Source organism: Nocardioides flavus (ex Wang et al. 2016) (genome assembly GCF_014653115.1).
Taxonomy (GTDB): domain Bacteria; phylum Actinomycetota; class Actinomycetes; order Propionibacteriales; family Nocardioidaceae; genus Nocardioides; species Nocardioides flavus.
Genome location: NZ_BNAD01000005.1, coordinates 223,287 through 244,356, shown reverse-complemented (window position 1 = coordinate 244,356; position 21,070 = coordinate 223,287). Strand labels below are relative to the sequence as shown.

Annotated in this window: 22 protein-coding genes; 19 read left to right on the top strand and 3 right to left on the bottom strand. The window is 72.4% G+C overall.

Going from position 1 to position 21,070, the window contains the following annotated elements; genetic code table 11:
• The first annotated feature begins 7 nt into the window (after nt 1-7).
• The 17 genes from IE200_RS11685 (at nt 8) to IE200_RS11605 (ending at nt 17,292) form a co-directional block, all read left to right on the top strand.
• Nucleotides 8-895: an LLM class F420-dependent oxidoreductase gene (locus IE200_RS11685; protein WP_191279648.1), complete on the top strand. Its 888-nt coding sequence runs from the start codon at nt 8-10 to the stop codon at nt 893-895.
• A gap of 45 nt (nt 896-940) precedes the next feature.
• On the top strand, nt 941-2,242 hold the full coding sequence (locus IE200_RS11680; protein ID WP_191279647.1) for an MFS transporter: 1,302 nt from the start codon (nt 941-943) through the stop codon (nt 2,240-2,242).
• Between the two features lie 77 nt (nt 2,243-2,319).
• Nucleotides 2,320-3,120 (top strand): enoyl-CoA hydratase/isomerase family protein, encoded by an 801-nt coding sequence (locus IE200_RS11675; protein ID WP_191279646.1) that lies wholly within the window; start codon nt 2,320-2,322, stop codon nt 3,118-3,120.
• Nucleotides 3,117-5,612, top strand: coding sequence for an NHL repeat-containing protein (locus tag IE200_RS11670; RefSeq protein ID WP_191279645.1), 2,496 nt, complete (start codon nt 3,117-3,119; stop codon nt 5,610-5,612). Before IE200_RS11675 ends, IE200_RS11670 begins: the two co-directional genes overlap by 4 nt.
• A gap of 12 nt (nt 5,613-5,624) precedes the next feature.
• The gene (locus tag IE200_RS11665; RefSeq protein ID WP_191279644.1) at nt 5,625-7,139 is read left to right on the top strand and encodes an acyl-CoA synthetase; all 1,515 of its coding nucleotides are present in this window, start codon (nt 5,625-5,627) and stop codon (nt 7,137-7,139) included.
• Nucleotides 7,136-7,519, top strand: a complete 384-nt coding sequence (locus tag IE200_RS11660; protein WP_191279643.1) for a MaoC family dehydratase — start codon at nt 7,136-7,138, stop codon at nt 7,517-7,519. Before IE200_RS11665 ends, IE200_RS11660 begins: the two co-directional genes overlap by 4 nt.
• Entirely contained in the window at nt 7,516-7,929 is a 414-nt protein-coding gene (locus IE200_RS11655; RefSeq protein ID WP_191279642.1) for a hotdog family protein, read from the top strand. Before IE200_RS11660 ends, IE200_RS11655 begins: the two co-directional genes overlap by 4 nt.
• A 114-nt stretch (nt 7,930-8,043) precedes the next feature.
• Complete coding sequence (locus IE200_RS11650) at nt 8,044-9,252, top strand: substrate-binding domain-containing protein (protein ID WP_191279641.1); 1,209 nt, start codon at nt 8,044-8,046, stop codon at nt 9,250-9,252.
• Between the two features lie 11 nt (nt 9,253-9,263).
• The gene (locus IE200_RS11645; protein WP_191279640.1) at nt 9,264-10,067 is read left to right on the top strand and encodes an ABC transporter ATP-binding protein; all 804 of its coding nucleotides are present in this window, start codon (nt 9,264-9,266) and stop codon (nt 10,065-10,067) included.
• Complete coding sequence (locus tag IE200_RS11640) at nt 10,064-10,840, top strand: ABC transporter ATP-binding protein (RefSeq protein WP_229856421.1); 777 nt, start codon at nt 10,064-10,066, stop codon at nt 10,838-10,840. Before IE200_RS11645 ends, IE200_RS11640 begins: the two co-directional genes overlap by 4 nt.
• Nucleotides 10,837-11,721 (top strand): branched-chain amino acid ABC transporter permease, encoded by an 885-nt coding sequence (locus tag IE200_RS11635; RefSeq protein ID WP_191279639.1) that lies wholly within the window; start codon nt 10,837-10,839, stop codon nt 11,719-11,721. Before IE200_RS11640 ends, IE200_RS11635 begins: the two co-directional genes overlap by 4 nt.
• A complete protein-coding gene (locus tag IE200_RS11630) occupies nt 11,718-12,908 on the top strand; it encodes a branched-chain amino acid ABC transporter permease (RefSeq protein ID WP_191279638.1) in 1,191 nt (396 codons plus the stop codon). Before IE200_RS11635 ends, IE200_RS11630 begins: the two co-directional genes overlap by 4 nt.
• Entirely contained in the window at nt 12,905-13,543 is a 639-nt protein-coding gene (locus tag IE200_RS11625; protein WP_191279637.1) for a TetR/AcrR family transcriptional regulator, read from the top strand. Before IE200_RS11630 ends, IE200_RS11625 begins: the two co-directional genes overlap by 4 nt.
• On the top strand, nt 13,540-14,559 hold the full coding sequence (locus tag IE200_RS11620) for a 3-oxoacyl-ACP synthase (protein WP_191279636.1): 1,020 nt from the start codon (nt 13,540-13,542) through the stop codon (nt 14,557-14,559). The genes IE200_RS11625 and IE200_RS11620 overlap by 4 nt, the downstream gene beginning before the upstream one ends.
• Nucleotides 14,556-15,404, top strand: a complete 849-nt coding sequence (locus IE200_RS11615) for an SDR family NAD(P)-dependent oxidoreductase (protein ID WP_191279635.1) — start codon at nt 14,556-14,558, stop codon at nt 15,402-15,404. Before IE200_RS11620 ends, IE200_RS11615 begins: the two co-directional genes overlap by 4 nt.
• Complete coding sequence (locus IE200_RS11610; protein ID WP_191279634.1) at nt 15,401-16,309, top strand: alpha/beta fold hydrolase; 909 nt, start codon at nt 15,401-15,403, stop codon at nt 16,307-16,309. The genes IE200_RS11615 and IE200_RS11610 overlap by 4 nt, the downstream gene beginning before the upstream one ends.
• A 77-nt stretch (nt 16,310-16,386) precedes the next feature.
• Nucleotides 16,387-17,292 (top strand): helix-turn-helix domain-containing protein, encoded by a 906-nt coding sequence (locus IE200_RS11605; RefSeq protein ID WP_191279633.1) that lies wholly within the window; start codon nt 16,387-16,389, stop codon nt 17,290-17,292.
• Nucleotides 17,293-17,319: 27 nt separating this feature from the next.
• Here IE200_RS11605 and IE200_RS11600 read toward each other — a convergent pair whose 3' ends face one another.
• On the bottom strand, nt 17,320-17,661 hold the full coding sequence (locus IE200_RS11600; RefSeq protein WP_191279632.1) for a DUF2200 domain-containing protein: 342 nt from the start codon (nt 17,659-17,661) through the stop codon (nt 17,320-17,322).
• A gap of 49 nt (nt 17,662-17,710) precedes the next feature.
• Entirely contained in the window at nt 17,711-18,328 is a 618-nt protein-coding gene (locus tag IE200_RS11595) for a hypothetical protein (protein WP_191279631.1), read from the bottom strand.
• Nucleotides 18,329-18,480: 152 nt separating this feature from the next.
• On the opposite strand from IE200_RS11595, the gene IE200_RS11590 reads away from it, so the two are divergent.
• Both IE200_RS11590 and IE200_RS11585 read left to right on the top strand, forming a co-directional pair.
• Complete coding sequence (locus IE200_RS11590; RefSeq protein WP_191279630.1) at nt 18,481-18,945, top strand: DUF4383 domain-containing protein; 465 nt, start codon at nt 18,481-18,483, stop codon at nt 18,943-18,945.
• A 40-nt stretch (nt 18,946-18,985) separates the two neighbouring features.
• A complete protein-coding gene (locus tag IE200_RS11585; RefSeq protein WP_191279629.1) occupies nt 18,986-20,167 on the top strand; it encodes a fatty acid desaturase family protein in 1,182 nt (393 codons plus the stop codon).
• On the opposite strand, the gene IE200_RS11580 is transcribed toward IE200_RS11585, so the two are convergent.
• On the bottom strand, nt 20,124-21,005 hold the full coding sequence (locus IE200_RS11580; protein ID WP_191279628.1) for a phosphotransferase family protein: 882 nt from the start codon (nt 21,003-21,005) through the stop codon (nt 20,124-20,126). The genes IE200_RS11585 and IE200_RS11580 overlap by 44 nt on opposite strands.
• Between the last annotated feature and the right edge of the window lie 65 nt (nt 21,006-21,070).

Below are 21,070 nucleotides of genomic sequence, written 5' to 3'. Positions count from 1 at the left end.
AGCTGCCATGAGGCTCGGCGTGCACCTGGTCGACTTCGCCCTCCCCGGTGGTCCGGAGACGATCGGCCCCACCCTGGCGGCGACCGGGCGGGCGGCCGAGGAGGCCGGGCTGGACAACCTCTCGTTCATGGACCACTACCTCCAGCTCGAGTTCCTGTCGCGCGCCGACGACCCGATGCTGGAGGGCTACACCGCGCTCGGCTTCCTGGCGGCGCACACGACGTCGGTGGAGCTCCAGCTCCTCGTGACCGGGGTGACCTATCGCCACCCGGGACTGCTCGCCAAGATCGTGTCGACCCTCGACGTGCTCTCCGGAGGGCGGGCCGCACTGGGTCTCGGGGCGGGCTGGTACGAGCGGGAGCACCGCGCCCTGGGCGTCCCGTTCCCGCCGCTCGCCGAGCGCTTCGAGCGGCTCGAGGAGACCCTTCGGATCGTGCGCCAGATGTGGAGCGACGACGACGGCCCGTTCGACGGCACGCACTACCAGCTGGCCGAGACCATCAACTCGCCGCAGCCGCTGCAGCGGCCCCACCCGCCGATCATGGTCGGCGGAGGCGGGGAGAAGCAGACGCTGCGCCTGGTCGCGAAGTACGCCGACGCCTGCAACGTGTTCGCCGCGGCCGGGGCCGGCTCGGACGAGGTCGCACACAAGCTCGCCGTCCTCCGCGACTGGTGCGAGCGCGAGGGCCGGCCGTACGACGAGGTGCGCAGGACGGTGCTCTACAACGGGACCGTCGGCCAGGACGCCGCCGGCGCGGCCGCCTTCGTCGAGGAGATGCGCGCCCTCGCCGACGTGGGCGTCGACGAGGTGCACGTGATGCCGCTGCACGTCGACCCGGTCGCCTTCGTCAGGTCGCTCGGCGAGCACGTCGTACCCTCGCTGTCCCAGCTCTGATCCGCGCCACGGGCGGTCGAGCACCCGTCCTCCGGAGGTGGCGCCATGGGTGACCGGTCGAACGCCGAGCCCCGGCCCGGCGGCACGCCTCGCCGCGTCGAGCTCGGGCTGCGCCAGAACGCCGCGCAGTTCACACTGCTGGTCGTCGTCAACGCCCTCGTCGGCGGCATGCTGGGCCAGGAGAGGACCGTGCTCCCGCTGCTGGGCGCGGAGGAGTTCGGCATCACCGCCTACACCGCGGGGCTGAGCTTCATCCTGGTCTTCGGCATCTCCAAGGCCGCGACCAACTACTTCGCCGGCACGTGGTCGGACCGGTTCGGCCGCAAGCCGGTGCTGGTGGCGGGCTGGCTGGTCGCCGTCCCGGTGCCGTTGATGCTCATCTGGGCGCCGTCGTGGACCTGGATCATCGTCGCCAACGTGCTCCTCGGCGTGAGCCAGGGCCTGACCTGGTCCACCACGGTGGTGATGAAGATCGACCTGGTCGGCCCTGACCGGCGAGGACTGGCGATGGGCCTGAACGAGGCCGCCGGCTATGCCGCGGTCGCGGCGACCGCGCTGGCCACCGGCTACGTCGCGGAGGCGTACGGCTTGCGCCCGGAACCGTTCTTCCTCGGCATCGCCTTCGCCGCACTCGGTCTCGGCCTGTCGGCCCTGGTGGTCGAGGAGACCCGCGAGCACGCCCGCCTCGAGGCGACGGGGCACGTGGCGCGGGCCGACGGCAAGCACGACCACCTCCACGGCGAGCTCACCAACGGCCAGGTGTTCGTGCAGACCAGCTTCAAGGAGCCGGCCCTCTCCTCGGCCAGCCAGGCCGGTCTGGTCAACAACCTCAACGACGGGCTCGCGTGGGGCCTGTTCCCGATCCTGTTCGCCGCTGCCGGGCTGTCGATCGGCGAGATCGGTGTCCTGGCCGCCCTCTACCCGGCCGTGTGGGGAGCCGGCCAGCTCGTCACCGGGGCGCTGTCCGACCGGTGGGGCCGCAAGTGGCTCATCGCCGGCGGGATGTGGCTGCAGGCCGTGGCCCTCGCGCTGATCGCGCTCGCCGAGTCGTTCTCCCTGTGGGCCGTCGCCGCGGTGCTCCTCGGGGCGGGGACCGCGATGGTCTACCCCACGCTGCTCGCCTCGATCGGCGACGTGGCGCACCCGGCCTGGCGGGCTCGCGCGGTGGGCGTCTACCGGCTGTGGCGCGACGGCGGGTTCGCCGTCGGGGCGCTGCTGGCCGGCATCGTCGCCGATGCCCTCGGCGTCCCTGCCGCTGTCTGGACCGTCGCCGCGCTGACCGCCGTGTCGGGCCTCGTCGTGGCGGTGCGCATGTACGAGACCCGTCACCGGCCCGACGTCGTGTGACTCTTGACACAGGGTCGGCGCACTCACAGAATGAGACATGAACCACCTGTCATGTTCTGATCTCGGAAGGCGCTCCGTTGCCACAACCCGTCTCGGCGCCCGGTCGGCATGACCTCGTCCGCCGACAGTCGCACGAGGGCGTCGCGGTCCTCACGCTCTCGCGCGCCGAACGCCACAACGCACTCGTCCCGGAGCTGCTCGAGCAGCTGCGCACGGAGGTCGCCACGGTAGCGGCCGACCCCGGAGTGCGCGCCGTGGTGCTGTCGGCGGACGGACCCAGCTTCTCCACCGGCGGTGACGTCGCTGCCTTCGCCTCCCGCGAGGGCACGGAGCTCGAGACGTACGCCCGGCGCATCGTCGGCGTCCTCCACGAGGCGGTGCTCGACCTCCTCGCGCTCGACGTCCCGCTGGTCGTCGCCGTGCAGGGTCCCGTGACCGGTGGGTCGCTCGGTCTCGTGCTGGCCGCCGACGTCGTCGTCGCCGGTCCCCGGGCGAGCTTCGCGCCGTGGTACGTCCGGGTCGGGTTCTCGCCCGACGGCGGATGGACCGCCCTGCTGCCGCGTCGCGTCGGCCATGCCCGTGCCGCGACCTGGCAGCTCACCAACCGCACGGTCGAGGTCGACCTCGCTGCGCAGTGGGGGCTGGTCGACGAGACGGCCGACGATCCACGGGCCCGTGCCCTCGAGGTGGCGCGCGACCTGGCGCGGATGGTGCCGGGGGCTGTGACGCGCACCAAGCGCCTGATGCGCAGCGACCTCGACGACGTACGCCGAGGGCTCGACGCCGAGCTCGAGGAGTTCGTGGCACAGATCGGCACCGACGAGGCGCGGGCGGGCATGCAGGCCTTCCTCGGCCACCGAGCACAGGAGCAGGCATGAAGCGCAGGGCAGTGGCAGCGGCGGGAGCCGCCCTCCTCACGGTCGGATCGCTGGGGACCGTCGCGGTCGCCGACCCGGCACCCCCGGCAGGCGTCGTGGCCTTCGCCGACGAGGATCGGTCCTCGTCGCTCACCGGCGAGGTGCCGCGCCAGCGCTACCAGTTCTCCAGCCCCACGACCGTGACCTACGACCGTGACACGATGACGGGGGCGCCGTCGGCGGCCCGCGTCTACGTCGCCGACGTGGGCAACCACGTCGTGCGGGTGCTCGACCTCGACGGTCGTCAGGTCGGAGCCCTGGAGTCCGACGGCGCCAGCCTCGACCCGGCCAGCCCGCACGGCAGCGTCCCGGTGATCACCGCGCCGCTCGGCATCGCCTTCCTCTCCAAGACCGAGGCCGACGACGACCGGCTGGCCGGTCTCTACGTCAACGACGTCGGCACCCACCGCATCCACTTCTTCCGCACCGACCCGGCGAACCCGGATGCCTTCCGCTACGTGACGTCGATCGGGCAGAAGGGCAACGGCGGCGGGCAGGACCTGACCCTGCCGCGCAACCTCACCGTCCTGCCGCAGGGCCTGCTCTACGTCTCCGACGAGTTCAACAACCGGATCAAGGGCTTCCGCCTCGACCCGGCCACGTGGCAGGCCTCCCTCGTGACCACCGTCGGGGCGACGGACGCCACCGGACGCCACGTCGGCGCCGGTCCTGTGCTCCCGGGGGAGGACAAGGACTGGGGCACCGACTCCACGTCGTACGACGACTACGCCGGCAGCCCGGCGAAGGTCAGTGGCTTCCGCATCCCCCAGGGCCAGACCTGGTACCGCACCGGCACCCGGACATTCCTCTACGTCACCGACAACGGGAACAACCGGATCAAGCTCTTCGAGGTCGCGACCAACGGCACCCTCACGCTGCTCGACATCCTCGGTCGCTTCACCGCGAGCGGCAGCGTCGAGCACCTCAAGCGACCGCGAGGCGTACGGGTGGACACGCAGGGCAACCTGTTCGTGGCCGACACCTACGGTGGCCGGATCCTGCGCTTCGACAACCTGGCGGGCAGTGGCGTCGCGCCCTCCTACAGGACCTCGAAGTCAGCCGATGCCGTCGCGAGGTGGGCCTACGGCAAGCTCGGTCTGCACCAGGTGGACATGCGCACGCCCGCCACGGCCGGTCTCGAGGACGAGAGCATGCAGCTGCCCAACGACGCGGTGCCGCTGCTGCGCCCCGACGGCACGCGCGTCACCGAGGACGTGGTCGCCTGGGGCACGTTCTACGACGACGCCCCCGTCGTGCTCGTGAGCGACACCGGCAACCACCGCATCAAGAAGTGCTGGGAAGGCCCCTCGGGCGGCACCATCCTGCGCTGCTCCGTCTCGGACGGGGTCGGCACGGCGACCGACCACGAGTTCTGGGGCCACCCGCGCGAGCTGCCCGGCCAGCTGCACTACGCCTCGGCCCTCGTCGAGCTGCCCGCCCAGGGCACCCAGCCCGCCACGATCCTCGTCAGCGACACCCCCAACTCGGTCATCGAGCAGTACTCCACCGACGGCGCCCGCCTCGGCAGCTTCACCGGGTCGCAGCTGATGTGGGGCGTCACCGGACTGGCCACGTTCCGGACCGGCGCCGGAGGCGACGACCGTCGGGTCGCCGCCCTGGTCGCCTCGGACGCGACGCTGCCGTGGCCCTACGTCGCGGACACCTCGCTGCGGCTCTACACCGGCAGCGGCTCGCTGGCGACCACCTTCAACCTGACCTACCGCACCGGCGGACGTCCCCAGCCGGCGATCTCCTTCCTCGACGGCAACCTGCCGACCGCGATCGACGTCGTCGCGGAGACGTCGTCGCGCCTCGGCGTGTTCGTCACGACCTCGTCGGACCACCTCTGGCGCTTCACCTACGACCGGGTCAACGCCACGCTCACGACCGACTGGGTCGCCGGCGGTCGCGACGCGAGCAAGGGGCAGGACCACCAGACCGACTGGAACTACGGTCCGAACTTCTTCGGCCAGGGCGCGAGCGGCACCTTCGACCAGGTCCAGGACGTCGCCGCGGGCGGCGGCCGCGTGTACGCCGTGGACCGTCGCAACCAGCGCATCAACGTGTTCCGCGCCGACACCGGCGCGTACGTCGGCCGGATCGGAGCCGGCGGCGGCACCTACGACCACCCCGACACCATCACGGCGGACAAGTTCTTCCTGCCCCACGGGATCGACCTGGACCCCGCCTCCGGGAAGCTGCTCGTCGGCGACGGCTTCAACTTCGTGGTGCGCAGGTACTCCAGCCCGGCCGGGCTCGCCCCGGACGCCTCGGGCCAGATCCGACCCGCCTTCGAGGGCTACTGGCTCGACCCGTCGCTCGGCACGCTGGACGGCGGTCTCTTCGCCCCCCAGCACGTCCTCTTCTCCTCCACGGGCCGGATCTTCACCGACTCGCTCATCAGCAACCGGGTCACCCGGTTCACCACGGCGTCGATGACGCCCGCACCCTGAACGGACCCCGTGATGCAGCTGCCCGACCTGACCGCCAAGCGCGCCTCGCTCCACCCCGACCGGGTGGCGCTGGTCGACCCCGACCGGGACCGGTCGGTGACCTACGGCGAGCTCGAGTCGCGCGCCGGCCGCCTGGCCCGGCTCCTGCAGGACGAGTGGTCCGTGCGAGCCGGGGACCGCGTCGCCACGCTCGCCCACAACCGCGTCGAGGCGGTCGAGCTGCTCTTCGCCTGCGCGAAGCTGGGCGCCGTCCTGGTCCCGCTGAACTGGCGCCTGGCCCCCGCGGAGCTCGAGTTCATCCTCGTCGACGCCGACGTCGTAGCGCTGGCCCACGACGCCGCCCACGCCGAGGTCGCCCACGCGCTGACGCGCAACGTCCCGGGAGCACGTGGCGGCATCCGCCTGCTCGACCTCGACGACGGCTTCGAGGCGCGGCTCGCAGACGCGGACCCGGCTCCGCTCGTGCACGAGCCGCGCGGGGAGGACGCCCTGTGGTACCTGCTCTACACCTCGGGCACGACCGGGAAGCCGAAGGGCGTCGAGCAGACCGCCGGCATGGCGCTGGTCAACCACCTCAACATCGGCATGGCCGCCGGCATCACCTCCGACGACGTGTTCCTCTCCGTGCTGCCGCAGTTCCACACCGGCGGCTGGAACCTCTACGTCCTGCCGATGCTGTTCGTCGGTGGAACGGCGGTCATCCCCTCGGGCTTCGACCCGGCGCAGACGCTGCGCCTGCTCCAGGACCGCGTGACCGTGTTCTTCGGGGTCCCGACGATCTATCAGATGCTCGTGGAGCACCCTGACTTCGCCGGTGCGGACCTCTCAGGTGTCCGCTCGTGGTCGGCGGGCGGCGCGGCGATGCCGGTGCCGCTCCTCGAACGGCTCGACGCGGCCGGCGTGCAGGTGCGGCAAGGCATGGGCATGACCGAGACCGGTCCCACCGTCTTCCTGCTCGACGAGGAGCACGCGATCAGCAAGGCCGGCTCGGTCGGCAAGCCGCAGCCCTTCGTCGACGTACGTCTCGTCGACACCGAGGGGCGCGATGTCGCGCCGGGGGAGTCGGGAGAGCTCTGGTTCCGCGGGCCGGGGATCACGCCGGGCTACTGGCGCAACGACGCGGCGACCGAGGCCGCCTTCGTCGGGGGCTGGCTGCGCAGCGGCGACGTCGGCCGCCAGGACGAGGACGGGTTCTACTACGTCGTCGACCGGGTCAAGGACATGTACATCTCCGGCGGGGAGAACGTCTATCCCGCCGAAGTCGAGGCCGTGCTGCTCCGGCTGCCGGGCGTGCGGTCGGCCGCGGTGATCGGGGTCCCCGACGAGCGCTGGGGTGAGGTGGGCCGTGCCCTGGTCGAGGTGGAGCCGGGCGTCCGGCTCGACGGAGAGGACGTACGCCGGCACTGCCGCGCGCACCTCGCCGGCTACAAGGTGCCCGCCGCGGTCGAGGTCGTCCACGAGCTGCCGCGCGGGGCGACCGGCAAGGTGCTCAAGCACGTCCTGCGCGCGGAGCGGGTGGGGTCGTGAGCGGCACGGAGTGGCACGAGTCGCCGGCGCTCGACGTCACCCAGGCCCACCTCGACGGCTTCGCCGCGATCTCCGGTGACGACAACCCCATCCATGTCGACCCCGACTACGCCGCCACCACCGCGTTCGCGCTGCCCGTGGCCCACGGGATGTTCCTCTTCTCGCTCGTACGGGCCGAGCTGCGTCGGATCCGACCGCAGGCGCGCCTGGTGGAGCAGCGGCTGATGTTCCCCGCCCCCACGCCCGTGGGGGCGCGGGTGCGGGTGGTGCTCGAGCCACAGGCGGGCGAGACCGGGCGCGAGCGTTGGAGCACCCGCGTGGTGCACGAGGACGGGACGGTCGGTCTCACCGGCGAGTGCGTGCTGGAGGCGGCGCGATGAGCGCGGACGCGACGCCCGGGTCGACCCCGGACGTACGGTCCTGGTGGGACGACGCGGTCGGGCGCACCCATGCCGTCCGCCGGACCTTCACGCGCGACGACCTCGCCGCCCACGAGCAGCTGTGCGGCGACGTCTGCGGCTCGGAGGTCCCCGAGCCGCTGGTGGCCGGCCTGTTCTCCACGCTGCTCGGGGTGCACCTGCCCGGCCCGGGCACCAACTACCTCAAGCAGGTGCTCCGACCGCGGCGGGCAGCTCGCGCGGGGGAGGCGCTGGAAGCTGTCGTCGAGGTCGTCCGGGTGGTGCCGGACAAGCGCCTGGTCTACCTCGTCACCACCTGCCGCGGCGAGGGCGGGGACGTCATCGCCGAGGGCGAGGCCCTCGTGCTCGCCGGCGGCATCACGGCGCCCTAGCCCCGGGCCGCGACCGGGCGGCCAATCTCGCTGTGACGCTTGACACAGCCGCGTACGACCTCAAGTATGAGACATGAACCACCTCTCAGGTTGAGAGGTCCCGAGGAGGATGACATGCCCCAGAGCCCCATCGTCACGTCCGGCCGGATCGGCGTCGTCGCCGCCGGCCTCGCGCTGGTCGCGAGCGCCTGTGCCGCGGAGGACTCCACCGCCGGCAGCGGCGCCGAGGGCGGTGAAGGCGCCGTCAAGGTCGGCGTCGTGACCTCCCAGAGCGGTCTGCTGTCCGCCTACGGCAAGCAGTTCAAGGAGGGCTTCGAGGCAGGGATCGACTACGCCACCGACGGCACGGGCGAGGTCGACGGCCGCGCGCTAGAGATCGAGTACGCCGACGACGGCACCGACCCCGCGAAGGCCACGGCCGCCGTCACGTCGATGGTCGGCGACGGCACGCAGATCATCACCGGCCCGGTCTCCTCCGGCGTCGCAGTGCAGGTCGCCCCGCTGGCCGAGCAGAACCAGTTCCTCTACATCTCGGGCGCCGCGGCCACCGACGGCATCACCGGCATCAACGACTACACCTTCCGCTCGGGGCGTCAGACCTACCAGGACGTGATGACCTCGGCGAGCCTCGTGGGCGACCTCGAGGGCAAGAAGGTCGTCGTCTTCGCCCAGGACTACGAGTTCGGCCAGGCCAACGTGGCCGCCGTCGAGGCCGTGCTCGGAGAGGGCCAGGGCGCCGAGGTGGTCCCGGTGCTCTCGCCGGTCGAGACCAGCGACTTCACCCCGTTCGCCCGCCAGGTCGTCGACGAGCAGCCCGACCTGGTCTTCGTGGCGTGGGCCGGCGAGACCACCAACGCGATGTGGCAGTCGCTGTCCCAGCAGGGCGTCTTCGACGGCACCACCGTCGTGACCGGCCTGGCTGACCGCGCCTCCTTCGACAGCTTCGGTCCGGCCGCGCAGAAGATCGACTTCCTGTCCCACTACTTCGCGGAGGCCAGCGACACCGAGGCCAACCAGGCGCTCGTCGCCTACCTCGAGGAGGAGGGCGTGGAGGCCGACATCTTCCACAACGACGGCTTCGTCGCCGCCCAGATGGTCGTGCAGGCGGTCGCAGAGGGCGGAGAGGACGTCGAGGCGATGGTCGACGCCCTCGAGGGCTGGGAGTTCACCGGCCCCAAGGGCGAGCAGCAGGTCCGCGAGGACGACCACGCCCTCATCCAGCCGATGTTCACCGCCACCCTGTCCGGCGAGATCGGCAGCCTCACCCCTGAGCTGGCCGACACCCTCGACCCGGCCGACATCGCGCCGCCGACCGCGGGCTGAGGACACGAGTGATGAGCAGCGTCGACACGCACGACCTGCGGGGGCCGGCCGTGCCGGCCCCCGCGGGCCGCCCGGTGATGCGGACCTCCGGGCTCGGCTTCGCCGTGGGCGGGGTCCGCATCGTCTCCGACGTCGACCTCGACGTCCGGCAGGGCGAGTTCCTCGCGGTGATCGGGCCCAACGGTGCCGGCAAGACGACGCTGTTCAACCTCCTCACCGGCCTCTACCGGCCGACGTCGGGCAGCATCGAGCTCGCCGGGGACGACGTCACCCGCCTCACGCCCGCCCAGCGCGCGAGGCGCGGCATGGCCCGCAGCTTCCAGGTGACCAGCCTCTTCACGCACCTGAGCGTCCTGGAGAACGTACGCCTCGCCGCCCGGGCCCACCTCGGCGGATCGGCACGGCTGCTCGGACGCATCGGGCGCGGCGACGAGGCGGTGCGTCGCGCCGAGGAGGCGCTGGAGACGGTGGGCCTGGCGGACCGGGCGACGGAGACGGCCGCCAACCTCTCGCACGGCAACAAGCGCAAGCTCGACCTGGCGATCGCGATCGCCGGCGAGCCACGCGTCCTGCTCCTCGACGAGCCCACCGCCGGTATGGGTGCCGACGACCTGCCGCCCGTCATCGACCTCATCGGACGGATCCACGCCCGGGGCACGACGATCGTCATGGTCGAGCACCGCATGGACCTGATCCTCGGCCTCGCCGACCGCATCGCCGTCATGCACCACGGGTCGCTGCTCGCCTGCGACGAGCCCGACACCGTCATGGCCGATCCGACGGTGCAGACCGCCTACCTGGGAGAACCCCTGTGACCACTCGACCGGACCACCGGGTCCCCACTGCGCCGGAGAACGACCCGCCGGATGCCGCCACGCCGATCCTGCGACTCGACGGCGTCGACGCCTTCATCGGCGAGTCGCACATCCTGCACGGCGTGGGCTTCACCGTCCCTGCAGGTCAGATCACCGCACTGCTGGGCCGCAACGGCGCCGGCAAGACCACGACCCTGCGCAGCATCCTCGGCCTGGTCGAACGGCGCGGCTCGATCGACCTCGACGGACAGGACGTGTCGGGTTCGACGACGCACGACGTCGTACGCCGTGGCGTGGGCTACGTCCCGGAGAACCGGGACGTCTTCGCCGGCCTGACCGTCGCGGAGAACCTGCGTCTCGCCGAGCGTCCCGGAGCCGGGCACCGCTACGACCTCGTGCACGAGCTGTTCCCGCGGCTGAAGGAGCGTCGTGGCCAGCGCGCGGGATCGATGTCGGGCGGCGAGCAGCAGATGCTCGCCCTGGCTCGCGCGTTGCTCAACGACGACAACCGGCTCCTGCTCATCGACGAGCCCAGCCAGGGTCTCGCGCCCAACCTGGTCCGTGAGGTCGCGGTGGCCCTGGAGCAGATGGCGCAGCTCGTCACCACGGTCGTGGTGGAGCAGAACCTCGCGGTGATCCGCCACATGGCTCGCCGCGTCGTCGTGCTCGACCAGGGCCGGGTGGTCCACGAGGGGTCGGCGCCGGAGTTCTTCGAGGACGAGGCGCTCACCCAGGAGCTGCTCGGCGTGCACCACGGGGGTGCGCACCGATGACGACCTTCCTGCTCCTCACGGTCACCGGTCTCGGTCTGGCCGGCCTCTACTTCTTGGTGGCGTCGGGGCTGTCGCTGATCTACGGCTTGATGGACGTGCTCAACTTCGCCCACGCCGCCTTCCTGACAGTCGGCGCCTACGCGTCGTGGCTGGTGGGGACCGAGCTCACCGGGGTGCTGCCGGTCGGGGTCGTCTTCGTCGTCGCGCTGCTGGCAGGTCTCGTGGTCGGCACGCTCGTCGCGGTCCTGATGGAGCTCGGCCTGGTCCGACGGCTCTACGGCGACCACGTCGGGCAGGTCCTGCTGACGGTCGGCCTGCTGCTGGCCGTCACCGCCCTCGCCCGTGCGGTCTTCGGCTCGGACCCGGTCCGCGTCGTCGTGCCGGACTGGATGAACGAGGTGACCCGCATCGGCGGGGCCGCGGTCCCCAACTCGCGCCTGGTCGTGATCGTGACAGCTGCCCTGGTCTTCGCCGGCCTGATGTTCTTCCTGCGGCGCACGCGCTACGGCCTGGTCATCCGGGCCGGCGTCGAGAACCGCGACATGGTCTCGGCGCTCGGCATCGACGTCGGCCGGGCCTTCACCCTGGTCTTCGCGATCGGTGGTGCGCTGGCCTCGCTCGCAGGCATCCTCACCGGCGCCTTCTTCGGCACGATCACCGCCGAGCAGGGCACGAGCCTGCTGATCTTCGCCTTCATCGTGGTCATCATCGGTGGCCTGGGCTCGATCCCCGGCTCGGCGCTCGCTGCGCTGGCGGTCGGGTTGCTCCAGCAGTACGCCAACTACTACGGAGCGGTCGGCATGGGCGACCTCATCGTCGTCGCGATGCTCGCCGTCGTGCTCCTGGTCCGTCCGCAAGGCCTCCTGGGGAGGGTCGCATGACCGAGCGCCACACCACCGGGACCGGCACGACCGCCGCGCACGTGCGCCGGGTCGTCGTCGTCGCCCTGCTCGGGCTCGCCGTGGCGATCCCGTTCCTCAACCGCGAGGTGCCGTTCGTGTTCGACGGCGCGCTCGACAGCCCGGGCGTGCTGCACCTGCTCGCGCTGATGCTGGTCTTCGGCGCCCTGGCGCTGACCTACGACCTGCTCTTCGGCTTCACCGGCCTTCTGTCCTTCGGCCACGCCCTCTACTTCGCGCTCGGCGTGTACGGGACGGTGGTCGTGACCTCCGAGCTGGGTCTCGGCTTCGGCTCCGGTGTCCTGCTCGTGCTGGTGGCCGGGCTGGTGCTCCCGCTCGTGGTGGGCGCGGTGTGCCTGCGCGTCAAGGACATCGCCTTCGCGATGGTGACCCTGGCCTTCGCCCAGGCGGGTGCGATCTTCGTGGTGCGCGACCCGCTCGACGTCACCGGCGGTGAGCTCGGCCGCTCGCTGCCCTTCCGCGAGGTGCCCGAGGCGTTCGTCGGGATCGTCAACACCCGCAACGTCTACTGGCTGGCCCTCGCGCTCGTCGTCGTGGTGTACGTCGTGGCCCACGTCGCCACTAGGTCGCCCGCGGGCCGGGTCTGGCAGGCGATCCGCGAGAACGAGCGGCGCGTGGAGGTCCTCGGGCTGTCGCCCTACCGCTACAAGCTCACCGTCCTCGTCCTCGCCTCGTTCCTCGCCACCGCGTGCGGGGTGGTCTACGTGCTGGTCGTCGGGGGAGCGAACCCGCGGGTCACCACCTCCACCTTCACCCTCACGCTGCTCGTGATGGTCGTGCTCGGCGGTGCCGGTCGGCTCTGGGGTGCGCTCGTGGGCGGCATGCTCTACACCTACCTCGACCACCGGCTCGCCGAGCTCGCCACCTCTCCGAGCATGCAGGACCTGCCGGCCGTCGTACGGGTGCCGCTGTCCGAGCCGCTGTTCGCCCTCGGGGTGCTGTTCGTCATCGTCGTGCTCTTCGTGCCCGGAGGAGTGGCGGGCCTCGTGTCCCGCGTGCGCCCCGCACGGACCGGGCGTGGCGGGGGCGACGTCGCGACCGCAGTCGCGGGAGGATCAAGGACAGGGACGGTCCAGCAGCCCGACCAGGCCGCCACCGGGGCCGCGCACGACGGCGCCCGTCACGAGCACGAAGGAGCGGCACGATGAGCACCACCTGGGACGTGGACCCGGCACCCAGCGGTGCCGGCGGCCGGGCACTGACGAACCGCGGCGTGCGTACGCGTACGGCACTGCTCGAGGCGGCGGAGGCCGTGTTCGCCGAGCACGGCTACCACGACGCGTCGATCGTGAAGATCACCGAGGCCGCCAAGGTCGCCCAAGGCACGTTCTACCTCTACTTCGAGAGCAAGCAGCAAGTCTTCGACGAGCTCGTGCGCGACCTCAACCGGCGCGTGCGCCACGCGATGAGGGAGCGCTCGGACCAGGGCTCCACCCGCGCGGAGCGCGAGCGCCTCGGCTTCCGCGGCTACTTCGAGTTCGTCGCGGAGCACCCCGCCCTCTACCGGATCATCCGGCAGGCCGAGATCGTGGCGCCCGACATCCTGCGCGAGCACTACGAGCGGATCTCGATCGGCTACGTCGAGGGGCTTCGTACGGCCATGGCGGCGGGGGAGATCGGCGAGGCCGATCCCGAGGTCGTGTCGTGGATCCTGATGGCCATCGGCGAGATGGTCGGCGCCCGCTGGGTGCTGTGGGGCGAGTCCGACACGGTGCCCGACGACGTGTTCGACCAGGTGATGGGCTTCGTCGAGCGTGGACTGGCGACCAGGGGAGACGCATGAGGACGGTCGGCATCGCAGCCACCGCGCACTACCTGCCCGAGCGGTGGATGGCGGCCCGCGAGATCGGTCTCGCCAGCGGCATCCCGGAAGCCGTGGTCGCGGAGAAGTTCGGCGTCCGCGGCAAGCACGTGGCCGCCCCCGACGAGCACGTCAGCGACATGGCCGTCTCGGCCGGTCAGCGAGCGCTCGACGCGGCGGGGCTGGAGCCGCGCGAGGTGGACGCCGTCGTCTACTACGGCTCGACCTGGAAGGACCACGCGGTCTGGCAGGTCGCCCCGCGGGTCGCGGACCGCCTCGGGTGCACGGAGGCCTTCGCCCTCGAGCTCGACTACGTGTCCTGCGGCACCCCGGTGGCACTGCGGGTGGCTCGCGACATGCTGCTGGCCGAGGACGAGCTGCGCCGTGTCCTGCTCGTGGCCGCGTGCCGGGAGTCCTACCTGGTCGACTACGACGACCCCGGCTCGCGCTTCACCTACAACTTCGGCGACGGTGCGGCGGCTGCCGTGCTCGAGCGCGGTCTCGGTCGCAACGAGGTGCTCGGCAGCCACATGATCACCGACGGCTCCTTCAGCCGCCACGTCAAGGTCCCGGCGGGCGGCAGCGTGGAGCCGGCCAGCGAGCAGACGGTCCGTGAGCGCCGGCACCTGCTCAGCGTGGAGGACCCGGCCGACATGAAGGCGCGCCTCGACCCGGTGTCGTTGCCCAACTTCGTGCGCGCGGCCGAGGTCGCGTGCAAGCGCTCCGGGATCAGCCTCGCCGACGTGTCGCACCTCTGCGGGATCCACATGAAGCGGTCGATGCACGACGAGCTGGTCGACGCGCTCGGGATCCCCGCCGACCGGGCGTCCTACCTCGACGACACCGGTCACATGAGCGGTGTCGACCCCATGCTCGCGCTGGACCGCGCCGTCGCCGCCGGCGACGTGCGCGACGGAGACCACGTGCTCGCGCTCGCCGCGGGCACCGGATACACCTGGGCCGCGACCGTCGTGCGCTGGGGAGAGGAGAACGCATGAGCTCGCACGAGTCGAGGGTGGCGGTCGTGACGGGCGCCGGAGGCGCCTTGGGACGCAGCCACGCGCTGGCGCTGGCCGCGCGCGGCACCGCCGTGGTCGTCAACGACGTCGCCGACCCCGGACCGGTCGTCGAGGAGGTCCGCGCAGCCGGCGGTCGTGCCGTCGGCGTGACCTGCGGCGTCGACACCCGCGACGGCGGTGACCGCATCGTCGCAGCGGCCCTCGAGGAGTTCGGGCGGCTCGACGTGGTGGTCAACAACGCCGGGATCCTGCGCGACAAGTCGTTCGCCAAGATGACGACCGACATGGTCGAGGACGTCCTCGCCGTGCACCTGCTCGGCGCCTTCCACGTCACCATGGCTGCGTGGCCGCACCTGCAGGAGGGGGGCGGCAGCGTCGTGATGACGTCGTCGGGCTCCGGCCTCTACGGCAACTTCGGGCAGGCCAACTACTCGGCCGCCAAGATGGGGCTCGTCGGGCTGACCCGCACCCTCGCGCTCGAGGGCGCGCGTGCCGGCGTACGGGTCAACGCGATCGCGCCGCTGGCGCGCTCGGCCATGACGGAGGACGTCCTGCCCGAGGACGTGCTGGCTCGGCTCGACCCCGCGTGGGTCTCGCCGCTCGTGGCCTGGCTCGCCGACCCCGACTGCACCCAGACCGGCAGCATCTGGTCCGTGGCGGGTGGTCGGTACGCCCGGGTGGCCGTCGTGGAGGGACCGGGGGTGGTCTTCGACGAGGTGCCGACCGTGGAGGAGCTCGCCGCGACCGAGGAGGGCCTGCGCGCGCTGGAGCCCTGGACCGAGCCCGCCTCGCTGGCCGACCAGGTCGCCCTGCTCTCGTCGTGAGTCGCTACGGCGCGGTCACCGTCCCGGTCCGCGGCGGGCTTCTCCACGTCGGTCGGTGGTCCGGCGACCCGTCCCTCGCCGCGAGCGGGACCACCCAGGTGCCGGACCCTCCGGTGCTCGCCGTGCACGGCGTCACCGCGCACCACCTCTCCTGGGGGTGGCTGGCTGACGAGCTGCCCGCACGGGAGGTGGTCGCTCCGGACCTGCGCGGCCGAGGACGCTCGCGGGAGCTGCCGGGGCCGTGGGGGATGGCGACGCACGCCGACGACCTGGTGGCGGTGCTCGACGCGCTCGGGCACGAGCGAGCGGTGCTGGTGGGTCACTCGATGGGTGCGTTCGTCGCACTCGTGACCGCTCACCGCCACCCCGATCGCTGCGCCGGCCTCGTGCTCGTCGACGGTGGGCCACCGCTGCCGATGCCCCCGTCGATGTCGCCGGAGGAGGTCGCCGAAGCAGTGATCGGACCGTCGCTGCGTCGGCTCGACATGCGGTTCGAGGACCACGAGGCACACCGTGCACTGTGGCGGGCGCATCCCGCGCTGGCGGGGGAGTGGGGTCCCCGCATGGAGGCGTACGCCGACTCCGACCTCTGCGGCTCGGAGCCCGCGCTCGCGTCGCGCACCGTACGTGAGGCCGTGGACGCCGACTCGCGCGACCTGCTCGTCGGAGCCGACGTCGCACGGGCGCAGGAGGTGCTCGACACCCCGGCCACGCTCCTCGTGGCCGAGCACGGCATGACCGGTGAGGCTCCGCCGCTCTACGGTGCCGAGGTCGTCGCCGACCTGCGCCGGCGACGTCCGCGCCTCCGGCTCGAGCGTCTCGACGCGGTGAACCACTACACCGTCGTGATGGGGGTCGGGGCGCGCGCCGTCGCAGCGTCCGTGCGGACGGTCGCGACGCGCTGAGGCCCGACCCGCGCCCCCCGGAGCACACGGCAATCCCGGTCGGGTCGCGACGGCGGCCCGTGACCCAGACTGAGGTCATGAGCGAGTCAGGACGCGACCGGCTGCGCGAGCTCCTCGACGCCGTGCTGGACGAGGACCACGTGACCCTGGCGGACATGGCCGGCGGTGCGTACTCCTCGCCGTTCCACTTCAGCCGTCGCCTGCGGCGCGACGCCGGCGAGCCGCCGGTGGCGATGCGTCGGCGGGTGATGCTGGAGCGGGCCGCGTGGCGGATCGCGCAGGGGTCGAGCGTCACCGACGCGGCCTTCGAGGCCGGCTACGAGAGCGTGGAGGGCTTCGGGCGGGCGTACGCGCGCGCCTTCGGTCACCCGCCCAGCACGCCGGCCGTCCGGCAGTGGCTGCCGGCGCCCAACGGCATCCACTTCCACCCGCCCACCTCGCTGTGGGTGCAGTCCACGGAGCAGGCCATGAACCCGATCACCGAGCACCTCGTCCGCCACGACCTCGACGACACCCGCCACCTCCTCGACCTCGCGAAGGGTGTGCCGAGCGAGGCGTACGAGGCGACCGGCCTGCCGTCGATGCAGGTGCTGGGCTTCGACGGTCCGGACGAGTCGCTGGCCCAGCTGCTGGAGCACCAGGTCGCGAGCAAGGAGATCTGGCTGGCCGCCATCGAGGGGGCGGACTTCCCGCCCGCGGGGGAGCGGGACCCGGTGAGCCTCCTCGCCCGCCACGACGAGGTCGCGCCGCGGTGGCTCGCCACCGTCCGCGACCTCGACGCTCGCGGGGCGTGGGGGGACCGGCTGGTCGACGCGCTCTGCGACCCGCCGGAGAGCTTCGTGCTGGGCAGCGTGTTCGCGCACGTCGTGACGTACGCCGCCGCGCGACGCCAGCTCGTCCGTCACCTGCTGCGCCTTCAGGGGCTGGCGGTCGACGACGGCGACCCGCTCACCTGGCTGCGCCGGCGGAGCGGCGAGGAGTGAGGGCGCGGGCCACCGCGTCCGTCCCGCTCAGCTGCGCAGCACCTTGTCCATCGGACGGCCCCGGGCCAGCTCGTCGACCAGCTTGTCGAGGTAGCGGATCTGCCGCATCAGCGGGTCCTCGACCTCCTGCACCCTGACCCCGCACACCGAGCCCGTGATCTGGTCGACGCGGGGGTTGAGGCTCGCGGCCCCGAAGAACTCCGCGAACGTCGTCCCCTCGTCGAGGTGGCGGCGCAGGGTGGCGGCGTCGAACCCGGTCAGCCACTCGATGACCTGGTCGACCTCCGCCTGCGTCCTGCCCTTGCGCTCGGCCTTGGCCACGTAGTGCGGGTAGACCGAGGCCACGCTGGTGGTGAAGATCCGGTGCATGGTCCGAGGGTAGGCCGGGGGACCGACACCCGGCTGGGTCGGCTGTGGGTCAGCCCTTGTCGGGGTCGGCGGCCCGCTGCAGCACCTCGGCCTCGCTCGCGACCGCCTTCACGGTCGCGGGGTCCATCAGCGGCTCGGTGCCGGGCTGGTGGAGGTCCGTCTCGGTGGTGTCGGGGTTGATCCCGTCACCCGCCGCCGGGATCCTGGACGGCGTGCGCAGCACGTCCTCCGCCTCGGCCTCGGTCAGCCCGAGCGCGGGCGCCACGACGGCGGCCTTCTTGGACGGGGCCTTCCTGGCCTTCTTCGCGGGGGCCTTCTTCGCGGGGGCCTTCTTCGCGGGGGCCTTCCTCGCCAGTGCCGCGGCCGCGGGAGCCGCCGTCGCGGGAGCCGCCGTCGCGGGCGTCTCCTCCCCGGCAGACGCGGGCGGGGCGGGCGTACGGGTCGCACCCGGCGCGGCGACGCCGGAGTCCTGTCGGGGCGAGTCCGTACGGGTCGCCCACGGCGACTGCTGCGCGGGCGGGCCGGTGACGCGACCGGCGACCCAGCCGAGGACGCGCGCGGTGGTCCGTACACCGGTGGTGGCGACGCCTGCCGCCGTCCCGGCTGCCGCTGCTGCGGCGTGGGCGGGGAGCTGGATGAGTCCGGTGGCCGTGCGGATGGGGTTCACGCGGGGGTCCTCTCGTCGGATGCGCGGCAGGTGGGCCCGTGACGTACCCAGTCGCGACGAGTCCAGACCGTGACCTGTGCCACGGGTGCCACGCCACGCCTGTCGGGGTGGGGTCGCGGCTGTTCAGCAGGTCGAGGGGGTACGGAACGGTCATGAGCCAGAGAACGCACCACCACACCGATCGGACCACCCAGGGGTCACCGGTCCAGGCGGCCGCCGCGCTGGTCGGCGTCGCCTTCGTGCTGGTCGGCGTGCTGGGGTTCATCCCGGGGACCACGACGAGCACCGACGGCCTCCGCGCCGCCGGGCACCAGTCGCACGCCGAGCTGCTCGGCATCTTCCAGGTCTCGATCCTGCACAACTTCGTGCACCTGCTCCTCGGCGCAGCCGGCATCGCGCTCGCGCGGACCGTCCGCTCGGCGCGGGCCTTCCTCCTCGGCGGGGGCGCGACCTACCTCGTCCTCTGGCTCTACGGACTCCTCGTCGACCAGACGTCCCAGGCGAACTTCATGCCCCTCAACGCCGCGGACGACTGGCTGCACCTCGGCCTCGGGCTCGGCATGATCGGGCTCGGCGTCGTGCTGGGGAAGCGAAGCCGGGACCTCGCGGCCCACTGACGTCCACGCATGGGCAGCGCGGGGTGGGGCACTGGGTGCGATGGCCCTTCTCGTCCGGCACTCCCACGCCACCCCGTCCGCCCCCACCCTGTCCGGTCGCTCGTACGCCGACCTCACCGACGACGAGGTGGAGGAGATCGGGCGGGACCTGGACGCGCTCCGTGAGCAGGTCCTGGCGTCCCGCGGTGCCGACGACGCGGCGTACATCCGACGCGTCATCGCGGTACGGACCGGCCTCGAGGTCGCCGGCCGGGTGGCGCTCCTGGGCAGCCGTCACCGCGGTCTGTGGTGGCTGGGCGCGACCTCGCTCGCCGTGGCCAAGGTCCTGGACAACATGGAGATCGGGCACAACGTGCTGCACGGCCAGTGGGACTGGATGCGGGACCCGCGGATCCACTCCTCGACGTGGGACTGGGACCACGCCTCGGCCCCCGAGCAGTGGCGCCGCGCCCACAACGACAGGCACCACGTCAACACCAACGTCATCGGCGAGGACAACGACCTCGGCTACGGCATCCTGCGCGTCGACGAGGCCCAGGAGTGGCAGCCGCGGCACCTGCTGCAGCCGGTGGTGAACCTGGTCAACGCCTGCATCTTCGAGTGGGGCGTGGCCATGTACGACCTCGATCTCGGGGCGGCGCTGCGTGAGCGCACGGGATTCTCGCCACGGCTGCGCGGCGAGCTGCGGACGACGGCCCGTCGTGCCGCCCGCTTCGCGCTGCGCGACTACGTGCTGCACCCGCTGCTCTCGGGCCTCACCGGATCGGCCCGCACCACCCTGACCGCCAACATCGCGGCCAACGTCGCCCGCAACCTGTGGAGCCACTCCGTGATCATGTGCGGCCACTTCCCGGAGGGCGTGGAGACCTTCGAGGTCGAGGAGGTCGCCGAGGACGAGACCCGGGGGAGGTGGTACGTCCGGCAGATGCTCGGGTCGGCCGACATCTCCGGTCCGCCCCTGCTGCACGTGCTGTGCGGCAACCTGTCCCACCAGATCGAGCACCACCTCTTCCCCGACCTGCCGAGCAACCGCTACCGCGAGGTCGCGGGTCCGGTGCGCGAGGTCTTCGAGCGCCACGGTCTCGCCTACAACAGCCGACCGCTCCTGCAACAGGTCGCCAGCGCGTGGCACAAGGTGCTGCGGCTGTCCCTCCCGCCGCGCGGGCGCGTCCGTCCCGCTACGGCCCCGGAGTCCTGGTCCCGCCACTCGGCCTGCGGATGACGTGGTCGAGCCAGTCGTCCAACCGGGCGAGCTGGTCGGCCTGTCGGAACATCGGGGGCCGCCCGGGCGGGGGCAGGTAGCCGACAGCGTCCATCACGAGCCAGTACGGGTGCGGCGGCTCGGGGGCCAGGGGCGCGTATGCCTCGAGGAGGTCCTCGCCCAGCGCCGTCGCGCACATCACCGCGAGGTTGGACGCCGCGTGGGCCGCGTCGAGCCACGCGGGACCGGTCGAGGTCTCCACCCAGTCGACGATCCCGCTGATCGCGCCGTCGGACCAGAGCAGGTTGCGGTGGCCGAAGTCGCGGTGCAGGAAGGTCGGCGCGTACGCCGGGGCGGGCGCGGCCAGCACGTCGAACGCGCGCTCCCAGGCACGCGGGTGGCGCGTCCAGGCCGGCACCACCCACTTCTCCGGCCACGCCCAGGACTGGTAGGTCCGGAACGGCTCGGCCGGCCACTGCGCGTGGACGGTCGACAGCAGGTCGGCCATGGCGCGGACCGAGCCGCCGTCGACGTCGGTCATCGGGGCGCCGGGGAGTCGCGTCATGAGGTGCGCGGCGACGCCTGCGACCGCGCCCTCGGCGTCGAGGGCGAGCGTCGTCGGCGCGGGGACCGGGGTGCCCGCCATCGCGAGCTGGGCGTCCCGCTCGCGGGTGGTGAGCTCGGCGCCGTGGGTGCGCCACGGCTCGTTGGTCATCAGCCGCAGGACCGTCTCCGAACCGTCGGCGTGCCGCAGGGCGAGCATCCTCGATGTCAGGCCGCCGTGGAGGCGTACGCAGCCCTGGACGGACGCACCGACCTCGGCGCCCGCCCAGGCGAGTGCGGCCGGGACGTCGATCACCCGGGCAACGCTAGCGATCCGCGCACGTTCGGCGGGCTGTGGGCGTCGCGGGAACAACGACGGTG

Bases quoted from the DNA above. Each gene is read 5' to 3' on its own strand.
- IE200_RS11685 (WP_191279648.1), top strand. From the start codon at position 8: ATGAGGCTCGGCGTGCACCTGGTCGACTTCGCCCTCCCCGGTGGTCCG.
- IE200_RS11680 (WP_191279647.1), top strand. From the start codon at position 941: ATGGGTGACCGGTCGAACGCCGAGCCCCGGCCCGGCGGCACGCCTCGC.
- IE200_RS11670 (WP_191279645.1), top strand. From the start codon at position 3,117: ATGAAGCGCAGGGCAGTGGCAGCGGCGGGAGCCGCCCTCCTCACGGTC.
- IE200_RS11665 (WP_191279644.1), top strand. From the start codon at position 5,625: ATGCAGCTGCCCGACCTGACCGCCAAGCGCGCCTCGCTCCACCCCGAC.
- IE200_RS11655 (WP_191279642.1), top strand. From the start codon at position 7,516: ATGAGCGCGGACGCGACGCCCGGGTCGACCCCGGACGTACGGTCCTGG.
- IE200_RS11650 (WP_191279641.1), top strand. From the start codon at position 8,044: ATGCCCCAGAGCCCCATCGTCACGTCCGGCCGGATCGGCGTCGTCGCC.
- IE200_RS11645 (WP_191279640.1), top strand. From the start codon at position 9,264: ATGAGCAGCGTCGACACGCACGACCTGCGGGGGCCGGCCGTGCCGGCC.
- IE200_RS11635 (WP_191279639.1), top strand. From the start codon at position 10,837: ATGACGACCTTCCTGCTCCTCACGGTCACCGGTCTCGGTCTGGCCGGC.
- IE200_RS11630 (WP_191279638.1), top strand. From the start codon at position 11,718: ATGACCGAGCGCCACACCACCGGGACCGGCACGACCGCCGCGCACGTG.
- IE200_RS11625 (WP_191279637.1), top strand. From the start codon at position 12,905: ATGAGCACCACCTGGGACGTGGACCCGGCACCCAGCGGTGCCGGCGGC.
- IE200_RS11620 (WP_191279636.1), top strand. From the start codon at position 13,540: ATGAGGACGGTCGGCATCGCAGCCACCGCGCACTACCTGCCCGAGCGG.
- IE200_RS11615 (WP_191279635.1), top strand. From the start codon at position 14,556: ATGAGCTCGCACGAGTCGAGGGTGGCGGTCGTGACGGGCGCCGGAGGC.
- IE200_RS11605 (WP_191279633.1), top strand. From the start codon at position 16,387: ATGAGCGAGTCAGGACGCGACCGGCTGCGCGAGCTCCTCGACGCCGTG.
- IE200_RS11600 (WP_191279632.1), bottom strand. From the start codon at position 17,661: ATGCACCGGATCTTCACCACCAGCGTGGCCTCGGTCTACCCGCACTAC.
- IE200_RS11590 (WP_191279630.1), top strand. From the start codon at position 18,481: ATGAGCCAGAGAACGCACCACCACACCGATCGGACCACCCAGGGGTCA.
- IE200_RS11585 (WP_191279629.1), top strand. From the start codon at position 18,986: ATGGCCCTTCTCGTCCGGCACTCCCACGCCACCCCGTCCGCCCCCACC.